This window comes from Acetobacter orleanensis, from assembly GCF_001581005.1.
GTDB classification, from domain to species: domain Bacteria; phylum Pseudomonadota; class Alphaproteobacteria; order Acetobacterales; family Acetobacteraceae; genus Acetobacter; species Acetobacter orleanensis.
Genome location: NZ_LHZV01000066.1, coordinates 131,388 through 147,002, shown reverse-complemented (window position 1 = coordinate 147,002; position 15,615 = coordinate 131,388). Strand labels below are relative to the sequence as shown.

Below are 15,615 nucleotides of genomic sequence, written 5' to 3'. Positions count from 1 at the left end.
GACAGAGTGAGAGAGAAAAATATGCGGGTACTTCTGGTTGGGTCCGGCGGCCGAGAACATGCACTGGCTGCAACACTGGCGCGGTCCCCCAAACTGACGGCTTTGTTCATTGCCCCCGGCAACCCCGGCACGGCGGAGCTTGGCACCAATGTGGCCATTGGCGCGAGCGACGTACCCGCTCTGGTCGCTTTTGCCAAAGAACAGCAGATTGACCTGATTGTTCCCGGCCCGGAAGCCCCGCTGGTCGCCGGTCTGGCGGATGCCTGTGCCGTAGCCGGTCTGGCCTGCGCAGGCCCCACGCAGGCTGCGGCCCGTCTGGAAGGCAGTAAGAGTTTCAGCAAGGAAGTCTGCTATGCTGCGGGCGTACCCACCGCCCGGGGTGAACGCTTTACCAGTGCAGAGGCCGCCATTACCTATATCGCGGAACGCGGCGCGCCGATTGTGGTGAAAGCCGATGGGCTGGCTGCGGGCAAAGGCGTGGTTGTGGCGCAAACCGTTGCGGAAGCGCAGGACGCCGTGCGAGAGATGATGACGCAGGGCAGCATGGGCGAGGCTGGCCGTAGCGTGGTGATTGAAGACTGTCTGGTGGGGGAGGAAGTCTCTCTCTTCGCCTTCTGCTCGGGCGAGACAGCCATGCTGATTGGTGCCGCACACGACCATAAGCGCATTGGCGATGGCGATACCGGCCCCAACACCGGCGGCATGGGCGCGGTCTCTCCGCCGCGCGGGTTTGACCGTGCCGCGCAGGAAGCCGCGCTGGATCTGCTTGTGCGCCCCATGCTGAAAGAAATGGTCCGCCGGGGCACCCCTTTCCGGGGCGTGATTTTCGCTGGCCTGATGCTGACGGAAACCGGCCCGCAACTCATTGAATATAATGTCCGCTTTGGGGACCCGGAAGCACAGGCGCTTCTGCTCCGCCTGACCTCCGACCTGCTGCCCGCACTGGCGGCCCTTGCGGAAGACAGGCTGGACACAACCCCCGTCACCTTCTCCGATCAGGCCGCCATCAGCGTCGTCATGGCCGCACGCGGCTATCCCGCACAGCCTGAAACCGGCGCTGTTATTTCCGGCATCGCTGATGCTGAAGCACTCGAAGGTGTGCGCGTGTTTCAGGCTGGCACTAAAGAAAACACTGCCGGAGAGCTGGTTGTGACCGGGGGCCGCGTTCTGTCTGTCTGCGCTCTTGGAGACAATGTGCAGCAGGCGCGGGACCGTGCCTATGCAGGCGTGAAAGCTATCTCGTGGGATGGCGCAGCATGGCGCACCGACATTGGGGCTCGCGCACTTTAAGGCTTTTCGATATGTGTGACGCTCCAGTTTTTATGAGCGTCACACGATTTTTTTCAGGCCCACACACGCAAACAGAGTCTGAACTTCCACCAGAACAGATGCGTTCCGGCTTACCCGCCCCAACTATGCATCAGCACCAGCGCATCTGATCCATCCGGGTAATAAGCGCGCCTCTTTCCAGCCTGCACAAATCCAGTGCCTGCATAAAGCGCCTGCGCAGCAGTGTTTTTTACAGAGACTTCCAGAAACATATGGTCCGCGCCCCTGTCCTGCGCTTCCATCACACCCCATGTCAAAAGCTGCCGCGCAATGCCTTGCTGGCGGTATGCTGTGGCAACACAGAGGGTCAGGATTTCAGCTTCGTCCGCCACGCAGCGGATCATGAGAAAACCTGCGGGCTGGTCATCCCGCAGCGCAAGGGCCGTCACGACGCCCGGCATGGGAAGAAGCTGCTTCAAGGCTTCTTCGTCCCACACATCCTCCGCTGAAAAACTGTGTGCGTGCAGGGCTGCCAGCACTGCGCCGTGGGCCAAAGTCGCTTCAACAATCTCCACAGGCTCGAAAACTGTCTGGCTCAAACCGGCGCAGACCGTAAACCAGCCGCCGGAAGCTTGGCTTCTGGTGGGTCAACATATAACGGCAGGGCATCCCGCGGCGCGAGCTTGCCTGTCAGCCTTGCAACGGCTGCCGCCGCAATCTGGATGGCAGTTGGCTGTGTCAGGCCAGAAATAACAGCGCCCTCCACCGGGAGGGTAGCCGCAGCATCTCCCGCCACCAACCACCGACCGGGCAGAGGAGACCAGTCTGCCAGTGCGACCGCCTGCACGCCGTCGGCCCGTTCCACAAACACACGGCCGCGCCGCGCTGCGGTTACCAGAAGCCAGCCTGCCAGTTCCCCATGCCGAGCACATTCTGCCTCAAGGTCCGAACGCAGTGCTTCCCCACGAGTAACCCCCACCAGCGGGCAACCCGCCCCAATGGCATACCCTGCCGCCATGGCGCAGGAGGCGCGCAGGCCGGTAAAGGAGCCGGGGCCCGTCACGACGGCTACCAAATCGGGCTGCACAGAATAACCTGCCCCCCAACCAGCCTGTTGCAGGGCTTCTGCCGCCAGAAGGCTGATATTTTCCGCCGCCTGCTTTCCCGCAGCACTTGCGTGCGCGAGAAGGGTCAACCCACCATCAGAAGCAGGAGTCAGGCAGGCCGCCAGACCACAGGCGGCGTCTCCAGCCGGGCTGCCGTCCAGCACCAGAATCCGTTCAGGCATCCTCACAGCAGGCGGCACGCTTCATCAAACCCCAGTCGCGGCGCGCGGGGGGGAAGGTGTTCGATATCCCCATAGCCAAGGCAGAGCAGGAAATTTGCGCGCCAGCCCTCTTCGGCCAGAAAACTATCTTCCACCATGCTCTGGTCAAACCCGGAAATAGGCAGCGCATCCAACCCGAGAGCACGGGCGGCCGTAATCATATAGGCCCCTTCCAGCGTACCATTCCGGAAAGCGGTTTCTTCCGCCAGCCCGACATCCGCCGCAAACCACGAGCGAAGTTCCTCATTGGGGGCAAGACGCGGCAGTTCATCAAAAAACAGGGGATCATACGCCACAATGGCAATAACCGGCGCGCCCATCACGCGGTTCACATTGCCTGCGGAAAGCGCCGGGCGCAGGCGCTCCCGGCCTTCCGAAGCCGTAATAAAAACAAACCGGGCGGGGCTACAATTGCCGGAAGTGGGGCCGAGGCTCACCAGACTATACAGGCGGCGCAACAACGCGGGCTCCACCGGCCGGGCCATCCAACGCCGAGGCGTGCGCGCCTTTTGGAAAAGAAGATCCAGCCCGCTATTATCCAGCATATTAGTTCCGCCTCTGCTCCCCCGCGTATGCGGGGTTTCCGCTACGGGCCTTCATGTTGTCCATGTCAGAACATCCGCTCCCCCGTGTCTGCGCGGGAGCAGGCTGTTTATACCTCTTTTAGGTCACAGGTTCTGAGACGGGAAGAGACTGAAGGACGACCTTACCCTTCAACCTGCTCCACGGAGACAACTTCCGGCACGTAATGCCGCAGCATGTTTTCAACACCATGCTTCAGCGTTGCGCGGGAAGAGGGGCAACCAGAACAAGCCCCCTGCATGGTCAGGCGCACAATGCCATCCTTGTAGCCACGGAAGACAATGTCCCCGCCATCCCCCGCCACTGCGGGGCGAACGCGCGTGTCCAGCAGTTCCTTGATCTGGGTGACGATCTCCATATCTTCCGGCGCAATGGCTTCTTCCGTAATCCCAACGCCTTCCGCCACAACCGGCGCGCCGGATACGAAATGGTCCATCAGGGCTGTCAGCACCAGCGGACGCAACTCGGCCCAATCTTCCTGATCGGACTTGGTCACGGAGACAAAGTCATACCCCATAAACACGCGGGAGACGCCGGGCAGAGCAAACAGCGCTTCTGCCAGCGGGGAGCGGCCCTGCACGGCATCCGCATCAATAAAATCAGCCGTTCCGGCGTCGCCCATCACGGTGCGGCCGGGAAGGAACTTCAGCGTGGCGGGGTTAGGGGTGTCTTCAGTTTCAATAAACATGGCAACCTGATCCTGATCGTCTGCTACGTGTCTGTGTGAAACAGGTGGCACCACAATGCGGACAGGACAAGTCCTGTATTGCAAGAAAACACTCTGTTTTGGTCGAACGCCCGCGGTTTTTTCTGTGCCCTGCAGGAAAACAGGCCAATATTCTTTAAAGAAGCCCTTGCAGAGCAGCCTTGCTCCCGGCGAGCCGGGCAGCCATGCATACCCGGAAAATCGTTCTGATCAGACGCTTTCACGCGCCTGAGTGCTGCTGGTCTGCGCTTGCATGAGTCTTTCCCGCAAAGCCGGATCGCTCGCGTAAATAAACAAGCCGTGCACCGCACGTGTCATCAGCACATTGATCGCATTCAGCATAATGCGTTCTTTGGTGCCATCCGGGTCCTGAATCCCGTCTCGCCCGGCAAAGGCAGCGCCGTCTTCATACAGATTTGTGTCGATACGGATGCCATCTGTCACCGGGTCATACAGCACGGAGGGGCCTAAAATCAGCCCGACATAATTCAGGTCAAATCCCTGCACGGTATAGACAGACCCAACTTCATCGATCGTATCAGGCCGCTCAGCCCATGGCAGCTTTTCATCCGGCTTGGACCGATCCCACCGGAGGGTAAAACGCCCTTCATGGATAAAATGGTCCTGCCCATCCAGCCGATAAGGATAATCATAGGTCGCGACCATGCGGGAAAGGCCGTGGCGGCTATTTTCCTTTTGGATTGCGTCATAAAGATCCTGCGCATCTGCAAAAAACCGGAAATCAAACGCCTGTTTATGCGGCATGGGGAGAATTGTTTTATGACAAAACCCCTCAATCCAGTCGAGCACATCCTGCCCCGCCTGCATCCGGAACTGCGTTCTGAGGTGATACGTCTGACACGGAATGTCTTTCAACAAAGAGTTTAAAAGACTCTTGCTCCAGCAACTCTTGAATTTCAAAACCTGCTTTTCATCAAAAACCAGAACTGTAATTCTAGAGAGCTTTATGAGTTCTTCTAGATGATTGTTTTGCTCAAATCTGTTGTATTTGTCGCTTTTTATCAAAAGAAGATGTGCTTCATCTACAAAGAGAATATCTGCCGTTTTCCCGACTTTATGCATTCTATTTATAAACGTAGTGGGGCGCTCAAAATCCTTCTTTTTCAAAGCCGGATAAGATTCAGAAATGTTTTTATACAATTTCATCATTTCTGGATGGTTCACGACAAGAGAGTTGTCTGTCTTCCAGAAAGGACTGTTTTTATCAGCTCCACGAGAAAGCGCCTGTATTTCGTTAAAAATAGAATTGATAACGATGCTTTTCCCGGTTCCAGCATCCCCTTCAATTACAAAAACCGCATGAGTATCCTGCTGATGCGTAATACAAAACGCCTTGATAGCGTTTTTCAGGTTCTGCTGTTCTGGTGAAAGGCGCTTTTCAGGGGATAATTTCTCCGCGGCATCATTTTCATAATGATCGGATAAACCAGTCTCTTTCACGCGCCCTCCTTGCTGATAGCCTGAAGAAATTTGTAAAAAACTCTCCAGACTATCAAATAGTCTCTTATTTTCCTGCGCCGGATCTGGCGGTATCCTTCTGGTCACCAAGCGGTGCCAGCATGGTATCCAGAAGCTGCGTATTCCCTTCAAGATGCGGATACCGCAAGCCGCCATGATAGGTGACAGACACCGTATGATAGTGCTCACCATCCCGCAACAGCAGTTCTATGGGAGCAGCATCCTTATTTTTGGCACTGGTAATCACGTCCTGAAGCATATCAGGCTCATAGGATTCTCCATTTACAGCCAGAAGATCCTGATCACGCGTGATCCCGGCCTGCCAAGCGGGGCTCCCCCACAGTACCTCACTTACTGAGCCTTTCTTGCTTACCGCCAGACCCAGAGAGAACAGGAAGTCAGAAACATGCCGTAAATCAGAATAGGATTTTACGTAGTCTGACGGCTTTTCAGTATAAACAACATTGGTGCCCCCACGCGTAAACCCGTCCAGCGGCGCATGTGTGCTGGTGTTATAGAGCCGCTCACGCAGGAATTTTGCCCAGTCATACGGCTGCACGGCGTTCAGTGTTTTCACCACATCATCAAAACTATAGGTGCTGGTCACGATACTGCCGTTATTTGTGCCGAAAAACGCTTTCGCAAAATCGTTCAGGCTTTTTGTGTTGCCGGAAAATTTGCGGATAAGCGTATCCGCATCCAGCCAGATCAGTTGGCCTTCTGAATAGTAATCCTCACTCCGCTGCCAACTTCTCCATGACTGTGGAGCACGCTGGGCGATAATCGGATCATTGGTTGTGTCAATCAGCGGGCGCCACTGTCGGCCCTGCCGGTTGTCATAGGTTGCAGCTACCTGAGCCAGCGCATCCTTTACCTGCGGCACGGTCATCAGCCCGGCACGAGCCGCCAGAATATAACCCCAGTATTGTGTCTGGCCTTCATACACCCACAGGCCCGTACCGCGCTGCGGTGTGTTGAAATCCGGCGCCCACAGCCCATCTGGCCGGCGGTATTTGCCATTCCATGAATGTGTAAATTCATGGGCCAGCAAATCGCGCATCCCGAAGGTTTTATCCCAATGCGTAAAATAGCCTCTGGGGCCACTGTTTTCACTGGACTGATGATGTTCCAGCCCAATACCGCCCAGCTTGTTTGTTAGCGCAAGAAGGAAGTCATAATGCGCGTAATGATGTGATCCAAACAGCAGGTTTGCCTGTTTCACAAGATTTTTGTGCGCCTGTATCTGTGCATCCGTCGCGGCCAGATCTTCCGGATGATCCGCCATGACATTCAACGTGACGGAGACCTTGTCATCCTGTGTCAGATCAAATTTGCGGAAATATTTTCCCGCGAAAATTGGCGAATCAACCAACGTGTTAAAAGAAACCGGCTGGAAGGAGACCTTGCTGGCTGCCCCTGTGCCGTCAGACCGCAGAGCAGTTCCGTAGGACCAGCCTGCCGGAAAGGTCACGCTTGGATGCACCATAATCTGCCGTGTGAAATATCCGGCCGGATAGAGAGAAACGTCAGCCCACTGCACGTTCTCCATAGTATCCGTCATGACAACACGGCCCTCTTTTGAAGAAACCGGCGTGAGCAACTGGTACGACACGTCCAGCTCTTTGGTGCCCTTGGGCACGTCAACATGGAAGGCACTGACTGTTACCGTATCACGCAGCCACGGGATGATCTTGCCATCCGCCTTCACGATCAGTCCGCCCAACTGATCAATCGTGCCGCTGGGAGAGTGGTTTCCGGGTAGCCACATGGGATAGAGGAGCACAAAATCCCCACCCTTCTGCGCGATACGCGCAGGAAGAGGGATTGTCTCCTTCATGCTGAGAATATGGCGCGCGAGGTCCGTACCATCAACAGCCAGAGAGAGCGTGCTACCAAAAGGCACATCCTGCGGCGTGGGCACAGCAGGAGGGAGCGGCAGAGGCTGCGGCTGGGGCTGGACAGAAACCTCAGGCTGCGCGGCCTGCCCTTGCTGAGACAGGCTCACCAGTGCCAGCCCCATCACGGCAAGACGCGGGACTGTCAGCCCGACGCTGGATAAAAAACGGTTCCGTAATGACATACCCAAATCTCCCACCAGATGCAGCACACCCAAGAGCCAGACGGCAGCGGGCGGCGCGCATTATTTCGTTACGATTATGAAGCACTCTGGCAGAACTCTGTCGAGGTCTAAAAGGCATTGAGAGCCTATTGTTCAATCGCCCGCGCCATTTCAATAAATGTTTCGATAATCTGGCTTTTCGCGTGTTTTCTCCACACAAAATACACATCCGTCGGCCCAAGCCCATCCAGCCTGAATGTTCTAAGGTTTTCCCCTTCTTTCCGGAACTGCCTGAGGACACTTTCTGGCATGAAAGACAGACCTGCCCCTGTTTTCAGACACGCCATAATCAGGGCATAAGATTCCAGTGTAACAATGGAACGAGGATGATAATTTTTACTTTCCAGCCAGTTTTCAGCACAGCGCCTGTAAAAGCAGTCTTTGTCAAAGAGGTAGATATCGGAATGTTCTATCACATCCGGCGTGATTTTTCGGACATGCTCGGGCACAACAAGATGCAGGGTCTCGGAAAACGCAAAAGTACCTTCCAGCAGCGTATTTTCAACCGGCCCGTCTGTCAGCGCCAGATCAATCTCATCACTCACCAGCATCCGTTCAAGACTAAAACTGGGTTTTTGCAGAATATTTAGCTGGATACCGGGGTAATCACGGATAAACCGGGGCACACACTGGGGGAGCAGCCTCAAAAACGCGACATCTAGCGCCCCGATATTCAAAATGCCGCGCGGCAGGGTTTGGGCCCATAATTGCGGCAGGCGGTCCGCACGGCTGACAATATCTTTCGCTTCCTTATAAAACAGTCGTCCTGCGGGGGTAATGAGAAGCTTTTTGCGCTCCCGCACAAACAGGTCCTGCCCGAGGTCAGCCTCCAGTTCCTTCAGCCGCATCGTGAGGTTGGACGCCACACAATGCATACGCCGCGCCGCAGCAGCAAGAGAGCCTGCTTCCACAATGGCGCAGAAAAACCGGAGGTGAGAGAGTTTTGGCGTGTACATATTATGATCACTTTAAATGAGCATTTTACTCTTTTATAATCACTTTTCATTGCATGAAGACTTATGAGAAGGTGGGAACTATCAACAGCACAGACGTTTTGATCAGTAACTCCGGAAACGAGATTGTCTGATTATCCGCTGTTTCCTCCTGCTTTAAAAAGGTGATTTTCAATGTCTTCTTCGCAGACAACACCGCACTATAATCTGTTTATCAATGGCGCTTGGACAAAACCCAGCGGGGGCCAAACGCTGGACATTCACAATCCGGCAACGGGAGAACTCATAGCCGTCGTCGCCAATGGCGCGGAACAGGATGTTAAAACTGCCGTCGCGGCGGCATCAAAAGCGTTTCCGGCGTGGAGCCGCAAAACAGCGGAAGAACGGGCCGATGCGCTCTACGCCTTTAAGACTCTGATTGATAAAAATGCTGACCGCCTTGCTCACCTGATTACCAGCGAGATGGGCAAACCACTTAAAGAAGCCAAAACGGAAGTCGCCTTTGCGGCAGGACTGCTTCGCTTTGCAGCGGAAAATACCCGTCGGCTGGAAGGGGATATTATTCCGGGTAGCCGTCCGGGAGAAAAAATCCTGATTGAAAAAATTCCGCACGGTGTGATTGGCGGCATTTCTGCTTGGAACTTCCCGCTGGCCCTGTTCGCCCGTAAAGTTGGACCCGCACTGGCGGCAGGCAACACCATTGTTATCAAACCGCATGAACTCGCACCTCTGGCCGCTCTGGAAGCCACGCGTTTGGCGGAAGAAGCCGGTATTTTCCCGGTAGGTGTCCTGAATGTGGTACCGGGTGACGGCAAAGGCGTTGGCACCCCGTTGGTGGAACACCCCGATGTTCGGCTGATCACCATGACGGGCAGCACCGCCACCGGCAAGAAAATCATGGCGGCCGCTGCGGATACGCTCAAGGAAGTCCGGCTGGAGTTAGGCGGTAAAGCACCGTTTATCGTGATGGAGGATGCAGATCTGGAAAAAGCCGCCACAGCCGCCGTTCTGGCCCGCTTCACCAATGGTGGACAGGTATGCACCAGCAATGAGCGCACCTATATTCATGAAGCGGTTTATGACAAATTTGCTGATCTGGTGACAAAGAAAATTGCCCAACTCAAAGTTGGTAACCCCCTTGATGCCGAAACGGATATGGGGCCGAAAGTGAGTAAGCAAGAACTGGAAAAAGTTCATGCCATGGTGGAAAAAGCCGTCTCTCAGGGAGCCAAACTGCAAACGGGTGGGGAGCGTCTGAAAGGTGGTATTTATGATAAAGGCTACTTCTACGCACCAACTTTGCTGACCAATGTGAAGGAAGGCATGGATATTGTGCAGAACGAGGTTTTCGGCCCCGTCATGCTGCTGACCAAAGTGAAGGACTTTGAGGATGCTCTGCGTCAGGCGAATGACTGCCGGTATGGTCTGTCTGCCTATGTCTTTACGCAGGATCTCAAAAAGATCATGCGCATCAGCTCCGACCTGAATTTCGGGGAAGTCTATGTCAATCGTGAAGGTGGTGAAGCCCCGCAGGGTTTCCATCACGGTTACAAAGACAGTGGCCTTGGCGGTGAAGATGGAAAATACGGTCTTGAAGCCTACGTGCAGACCAAGACAATTTACCTGAACGCCTGAGGCCTTAACGGAACAGAGTGGAGACAGACCTGAAAAAATCAGGCGTCTCTGCTCAATGTTTCTTTACCCTTTGCAGGCAGTCTGTTTTTCAGACCTTGTGCCCTGAAAAATAGCCCCAGAAAAAACCCCTTCCTTAACAAAAAGGAAGGGGTTTTTTCTGGTTTTCACACGTATGCGCGCGTTGCGCCGTGTTAGCGCAAAATACCTGTATGACCGATAGAATAGCGGCCCGGCTGCGGCCAGACTGTCAGGCCGTGTGGCTCAGCCCCGACCGGGATTTTCTGCATGGAACCATTTTCCGTGTTGATCTGATAAACAACATCATCAAAACGGCCAGAGAGCCAAAGGGTTTTGCCGTCCGCGCTCACGTTGCCCATGTCCGGGCTGCCGCCTTCAGGAATAGGCCAGTTTGCCACAATCTTGTTAGTGGCAAAATCAATCACCGTAACACCACCCGCCTTGCTGTGCGGCTTCCCATGGATTTTGTGAGACCCACGGTTGGCGACATACATTTTCGTGCCATCCCGGCTGGGATACAGACCATGTGTGCCTATCCCTGTCGGGATAAAACCGATTTCCTTGAAGCTATCACCATCCACAAGGAACACGCCATCCGCCATCATGTCGGCCACGTAGAACGTCTTCCCATTCGGGGAGACCAGAATATCCTGCGGCATGCCACCACTGGACAGCTTCAGGTAGCCCAGCACGGTCTTGTTGACGGTATCAACCTTGACCAGATGCCCACCAAACTCACAGGTGAAAATGGCGTAGCGGCCATCGATGGAGAAATCCGCATGGTTCACGCCCTTGCAGTCCGGCGTTTCCACGGACTGCTGGAGCGCCATGGTATGCGGGTCACGGAAATCCAGCCGCTTGCGGGCTTCTGCCACCACAATGGCGGATTTGCCATCCGGCGTGAAATACATATTGTAGGGGTCATCCACCGCAATGGCCTGACCGGGTTTGCCTGTGCGGGGGTCAATGGGAGTCAGGCTGCCGTTGGTGGTGCCTTCGGCATTGTTAGTGACCCACAGAGTCCGCAGGTCCCAAGACGGCACCACATGCTGCGGGCTTTTCCCAACGGGGAAACGGTCCACCACTTTTGACGTTGCAGGATCAATAACCGACACATCATTAGAGCGCAGGTTTGGCACGTAAACACGGGCCAGATCCTTTGCCACCTCCGGCGCGATATGCTCGGGCGTGGTCTCACTATACAGGTTGGCCGGATTGATGACCGGCGGCATGCCCGGAATGGTCTGGATTGTGGGCGCAACAGCAGGAACCGCTGGCTGGGTCGGGGAACCCTGCAAGGCAGGCGCCGGTGCAGGCTGCGGGGTAGCAGACGGCCCTGTTGTCTGCACAGGGGACTGACTGGCTTCCTGCGCAACGGCCAAACTGGCCCCCGCGCCTAAAGCGACAAACACAGCCGTAGCGGCTGCCAGATGTCTTTTTACTACCATAATATTACAGCCCATCCCTTTCTTGTGCTGTCATCATCACGCGACAACGCTTTAGCATATGCGTGATTAAGCGTCTATTTTCAGAATTCTCACAACGGAGCTTTGTTCTTGAGATTTATTCTTACAGAAGTTCTTTAACTACTCCGCTCTCAGAATCCCCGTGCAGCCTGAATAGCCTGCACGGCAGCGTTAATCTGCATGGTAAGGCCAGCCTGCCCGAGGGGGGCCGAAGCTCGGCGTGGATCTCCACCATAAATCCCTTCCTGCGGAGAAGGCGCTCCCGCATGGTGGAGCGCATCCTGCCGGACCATAGAGGGGTCAACCGCCAACATCAGCGAGGTGTCGCTGATGTCCGCATGCTGCCCTACATCTTTCCCGTAGCCCTGCTGTTTCAGCCAGTCTGCGTATTGATGGGCGATCACGGTATAAAAACCACTGACATACAGGGCCCGCGCGCCTGTCCCGTGCCATGTCTGGTTGAGTAATGCCGCGGCTTTTTCAAGATATTTCTGATACCCGCCATGATCCCCGATAAAAACGATCAGCCGGAAGCCCTGCACCTGAAAACTCTCCCCGGCGGACACAAGAAGTTTTTCAAAAACATCTGGTGGCACCGTAATCGTGCCGGGAAACCGCATATGGGAAGACCGTGGAGACGTGCTGCCCTCCGGCACATAGGCAATAACGGGTGCTACCAGTGTTTTTCCGGTTTTTTCCGCAATCTTTTCCGCAAGATAAGCAGCGCGTTCATTATGTTTGCCCACAGCAATGTAGGGGCCACTCTGTTCCGTACCCCCAACAGGGATGATGATGGTCGTCACCCCCGCCGCCACACCGGACTGAATTTCTGTCCATGTGTGCTTTGCAAACAGAACGGAACTGACAGCGCTGCCAGATTGTCCTCCCGCCACGCTCTGTGCAAAAGCGGACGAAGACAGCACAGAGGCTCCCAGCACAAGGCAGGACAAAACGGACCCAACAATCCTATTTTTCTTCTTTTTGAACAACACAGCTTATTTCTTCTTTTTTCTGGTTTTTGCAGGGGTGGATTTAAGCAGTGGCGCAAGAAACTGGCCCGTATAGCTTTCCGGGCAGGCCGCAACATCTTCCGGTGTGCCTTCTATAACAATACGGCCACCACCATCCCCGCCTTCCGGCCCGACATCCACAATCCAGTCCGCCGTTTTGATTACTTCCAGATTATGCTCAATGACAATAACCGTATTGCCCTGATCCACCAGCACATGCAGAACTTCCAGAAGCTTTCTGACGTCTTCTGTATGGAGGCCAGTTGTTGGTTCATCCAGAATATATACGGTGCGGCCTGTGGCCCGACGCGCCAGTTCCTTGGACAGCTTCACGCGCTGCGCTTCCCCACCGGAAAGCGTGGTCGCCTGCTGGCCAAGGGCGACATAGCCAAGACCGACTTTTTGCAAAATGGCCAGCCTGTCCCGGATACGGGTCTGCGCCGAGAAATAGGGCAGGGCTTCATCCACGCTCATGGCCAACACATCCGCAATGGATTTGCCACGGAATTTGATGTCCAGCGTCTCACGGTTATAGCGCGTACCTTTGCAGGTATCACAGGTCACGAACACATCTGGCAGGAAATGCATCTCGATCTTGAGAACGCCATCACCCTGACACGCCTCGCACCGCCCACCCTTCACGTTAAAGGAGAACCGACCCGGCTTGTACCCGCGCGCCTTACTTTCCGGCAGTTCTGCAAACCAGTCCCGGATAGGCGTAAACAGGTCGGTATAGGTTGCCGGGTTGGAACGGGGTGTGCGACCAATAGGAGACTGATCAATATCAATAATCTTATCGAGCAGCTCTATCCCTTTAATCTCCTTATAAGCCTCTGGAGACTGGGAAGACCCCATCAACTGGCGGGACAGAGCTTTATAGAGCGTATCAATGACCAGCGTGGATTTTCCACTGCCGGAAACCCCTGTCACACAGGTAAATGTTCCCAGAGGGAAATGCGCCGTGACATTTTTCAGGTTATGTCCGGTAGCGCCTTCCACCGTCAGGACTTTTTTCTTGTCATACGGACGCCTATGTTCCGGCACCGGGATGCTTTTACGGCCGGACAGATACGCGCCTGTCAGACTCTCCGGCACTTTGGCAACCTGCTCCGGCGTGCCCGCCGCAATGACTGTACCGCCATTGACGCCAGCGCCCGGCCCCATATCCACAAGCCAGTCCGCACTTCTGATGGCGTCTTCATCATGTTCGACAACAATCAGCGTATTTCCAAGCTTTTTCAAACGCTCAAGCGTTCCAAGCAGGCGTTCATTATCACGCTGATGCAGGCCGATGGAGGGTTCATCCAGCACATACAGCACGCCGGTCAGGCCCGAGCCTATCTGGCTGGCCAGCCGGATCCGCTGGCTTTCCCCACCGGACAGGGTGGCGGAACTACGGGAGAGGGTCAGATAGTCCAGCCCGACATCATCCAGAAAGGTCAGGCGTTCCTGAATTTCACGCAGAATACGTCGGGCAATTTCAGCTTTTTGCGGGGTTAGGGTTGGCATGACTGTCTCAAACCACGCCAGCGCCTTACCAATTGGCAGGTCACAGGCCTGAGCGATGGTTTTATTGGCAACATGGACGGACAGAGCCTCCGGCCTCAGGCGCGCACCATGGCAGACATGGCACGGTTTTTCAGACTGATAGCGGGACAGTTCCTCCCGCACCCACATACTGTCCGTGCTGGCCAGACGCCGGGCGAGGCTGGCCAGAACCCCTTCAAACGGTTTGCTGACCGTATAGCTCTTGCGGCCATCCTGATAGGTAAAATCGATGTTTTCATCAACACCGTTCAGAATACCGTCCTGAGCCGATTCAGGCAGGTCTTTCCATGGGGTGTCCATGCTGATGCCAAAATGCGCCGCTAAGCTGGTCAATGTCTGTTCCAGCAGAGGAGATTTTGCATCTTTCCAGGGCGCAATCGCCCCTTTTTGCAAGGATTTTGAGACATCCGGCACAACAAGGGCAGGATTGAAAAAGGTTTCAGACCCCAACCCGTCACAGGACGGACAGGCCCCCTGCGGGGCGTTGAAGGAAAAGAGGCGTGGTTCAATTTCTTCCAGCGTAAAACCGCTGACAGGGCAGGAGAAGCGGGAAGAAAAGACCAGCCGTTCGGGTTCGGCATTTTTGTCCTTGATTACCTCCTCCGTGTAGGCAATGCCGTCGGACAGGCTCAAAGCGGTTTCAAAACTATCCGCCAGACGGGTTTCAATCCCTTCTTTCACCACCACACGGTCCACCACCACTTCCACCGTATGGCGCAGCTTGCGGTTCAGGGCAGGGACGTCCGCAATTTCGTAAAGCTCGCCATCCACCTTTACGCGGGTAAAGCCCTTGCGCTGCAACTCCGCCAGTTCCTTGCGGTATTCCCCCTTGCGGTCACGGATAACGGGGGAGAGCAGCAGCAGGCGGGTGCCTTCCGGCAGCGCCATGACACGGTCCACCATCTGGCTGACGGTCTGGGCTTCAATCGGCAGGCCCGTGGCGGGAGAATAGGGCACACCCGCCCGCGCCCAGAGCAGACGCATATAGTCATAAATTTCCGTCACGGTACCCACGGTGGAGCGCGGGTTTTTGGACGTTGTTTTCTGCTCGATGGAAATGGCGGGGGAAAGCCCTTCTATGGAATCCACATCCGGCTTGCCCATCAGTTCCAGAAACTGGCGGGCGTAGGCGGACAGGCTTTCCACGTAGCGGCGCTGGCCTTCAGCATAGATCGTATCAAACGCCAGAGAGGACTTGCCGGACCCGGAAAGCCCGGTCACCACCGTCAGACAATCCCGTGGAATGTCGATATCAACATTTTTGAGGTTATGCGCCCGTGCCCCACGCACACTGAGTTTCTGAGCACTGGGAAAAGATGGATTGTCCATAAAATACCGCTGCCGTTCCTGTTTTGTCCTGTATGCCGCCTTTGCCGCCCTTCATGCAATCAGGGAATGGCCGCCCGACACCTCATTCCATGCAGATATGGTGCCTCTTGCGCCAATTCCCATTGCACCGGGGCAGGGGATTGACCATTTAGAAAGATAATGCGGTTTGTGCCG

At 55.3% G+C, this 15,615-nt stretch carries 12 protein-coding genes; 2 read left to right on the top strand and 10 right to left on the bottom strand.

Annotated features, from left to right (window positions below; all coding sequences use genetic code 11):
* Positions 1 to 21 precede the first annotated feature (21 nt).
* Entirely contained in the window at positions 22 to 1,290 is a 1,269-nt protein-coding gene (purD, locus tag AD949_RS11625; RefSeq protein ID WP_048834822.1) for a phosphoribosylamine--glycine ligase, read from the top strand.
* 110 nt (positions 1,291 to 1,400) lie between these two features.
* Here purD and rimI read toward each other — a convergent pair whose 3' ends face one another.
* The 7 genes from rimI to AD949_RS11590 form a co-directional block, all read right to left on the bottom strand.
* Positions 1,401 to 1,868: a ribosomal protein S18-alanine N-acetyltransferase gene (rimI, locus tag AD949_RS11620; protein WP_244463275.1), complete on the bottom strand. Its 468-nt coding sequence runs from the start codon at positions 1,866 to 1,868 to the stop codon at positions 1,401 to 1,403.
* Positions 1,865 to 2,557, bottom strand: a complete 693-nt coding sequence (gene tsaB / locus AD949_RS11615; RefSeq protein WP_048834821.1) for a tRNA (adenosine(37)-N6)-threonylcarbamoyltransferase complex dimerization subunit type 1 TsaB — start codon at positions 2,555 to 2,557, stop codon at positions 1,865 to 1,867. The genes rimI and tsaB overlap by 4 nt, the downstream gene beginning before the upstream one ends.
* 2 nt (positions 2,558 to 2,559) lie before the next feature.
* Positions 2,560 to 3,141, bottom strand: coding sequence for a malonic semialdehyde reductase (locus AD949_RS11610; protein ID WP_048834820.1), 582 nt, complete (start codon positions 3,139 to 3,141; stop codon positions 2,560 to 2,562).
* Between the two features lie 161 nt (positions 3,142 to 3,302).
* On the bottom strand, positions 3,303 to 3,866 hold the full coding sequence (locus tag AD949_RS11605) for a NifU family protein (protein WP_048834819.1): 564 nt from the start codon (positions 3,864 to 3,866) through the stop codon (positions 3,303 to 3,305).
* 228 nt (positions 3,867 to 4,094) lie between these two features.
* Positions 4,095 to 5,519: a DUF2075 domain-containing protein gene (locus tag AD949_RS11600; protein ID WP_082064579.1), complete on the bottom strand. Its 1,425-nt coding sequence runs from the start codon at positions 5,517 to 5,519 to the stop codon at positions 4,095 to 4,097.
* Positions 5,410 to 7,443, bottom strand: coding sequence for a M61 family metallopeptidase (locus tag AD949_RS11595; RefSeq protein WP_456303487.1), 2,034 nt, complete (start codon positions 7,441 to 7,443; stop codon positions 5,410 to 5,412). The genes AD949_RS11600 and AD949_RS11595 overlap by 110 nt, the downstream gene beginning before the upstream one ends.
* Positions 7,444 to 7,568: 125 nt before the next feature.
* Positions 7,569 to 8,438, bottom strand: a complete 870-nt coding sequence (locus AD949_RS11590) for a LysR family transcriptional regulator (protein WP_048834817.1) — start codon at positions 8,436 to 8,438, stop codon at positions 7,569 to 7,571.
* Positions 8,439 to 8,609: 171 nt separating this feature from the next.
* On the opposite strand from AD949_RS11590, the gene aldA reads away from it, so the two are divergent.
* Positions 8,610 to 10,070 carry an aldehyde dehydrogenase gene (gene aldA / locus AD949_RS11585; protein ID WP_048834816.1) on the top strand — a complete coding sequence of 487 codons (1,461 nt, stop codon included), beginning with the start codon at positions 8,610 to 8,612 and terminating at the stop codon, positions 10,068 to 10,070.
* Positions 10,071 to 10,261: 191 nt separating this feature from the next.
* Here aldA and AD949_RS11580 read toward each other — a convergent pair whose 3' ends face one another.
* From AD949_RS11580 to uvrA, 3 genes are all read right to left on the bottom strand, one after another.
* Positions 10,262 to 11,536: a YVTN family beta-propeller repeat protein gene (locus AD949_RS11580; protein WP_048834876.1), complete on the bottom strand. Its 1,275-nt coding sequence runs from the start codon at positions 11,534 to 11,536 to the stop codon at positions 10,262 to 10,264.
* Positions 11,537 to 11,685: 149 nt separating this feature from the next.
* A complete protein-coding gene (locus AD949_RS11575) occupies positions 11,686 to 12,546 on the bottom strand; it encodes a creatininase family protein (protein ID WP_371277369.1) in 861 nt (286 codons plus the stop codon).
* A 3-nt stretch (positions 12,547 to 12,549) separates the two neighbouring features.
* Positions 12,550 to 15,441, bottom strand: coding sequence for an excinuclease ABC subunit UvrA (uvrA, locus tag AD949_RS11570; RefSeq protein WP_048834815.1), 2,892 nt, complete (start codon positions 15,439 to 15,441; stop codon positions 12,550 to 12,552).
* Positions 15,442 to 15,615: the final 174 nt, after the last annotated feature.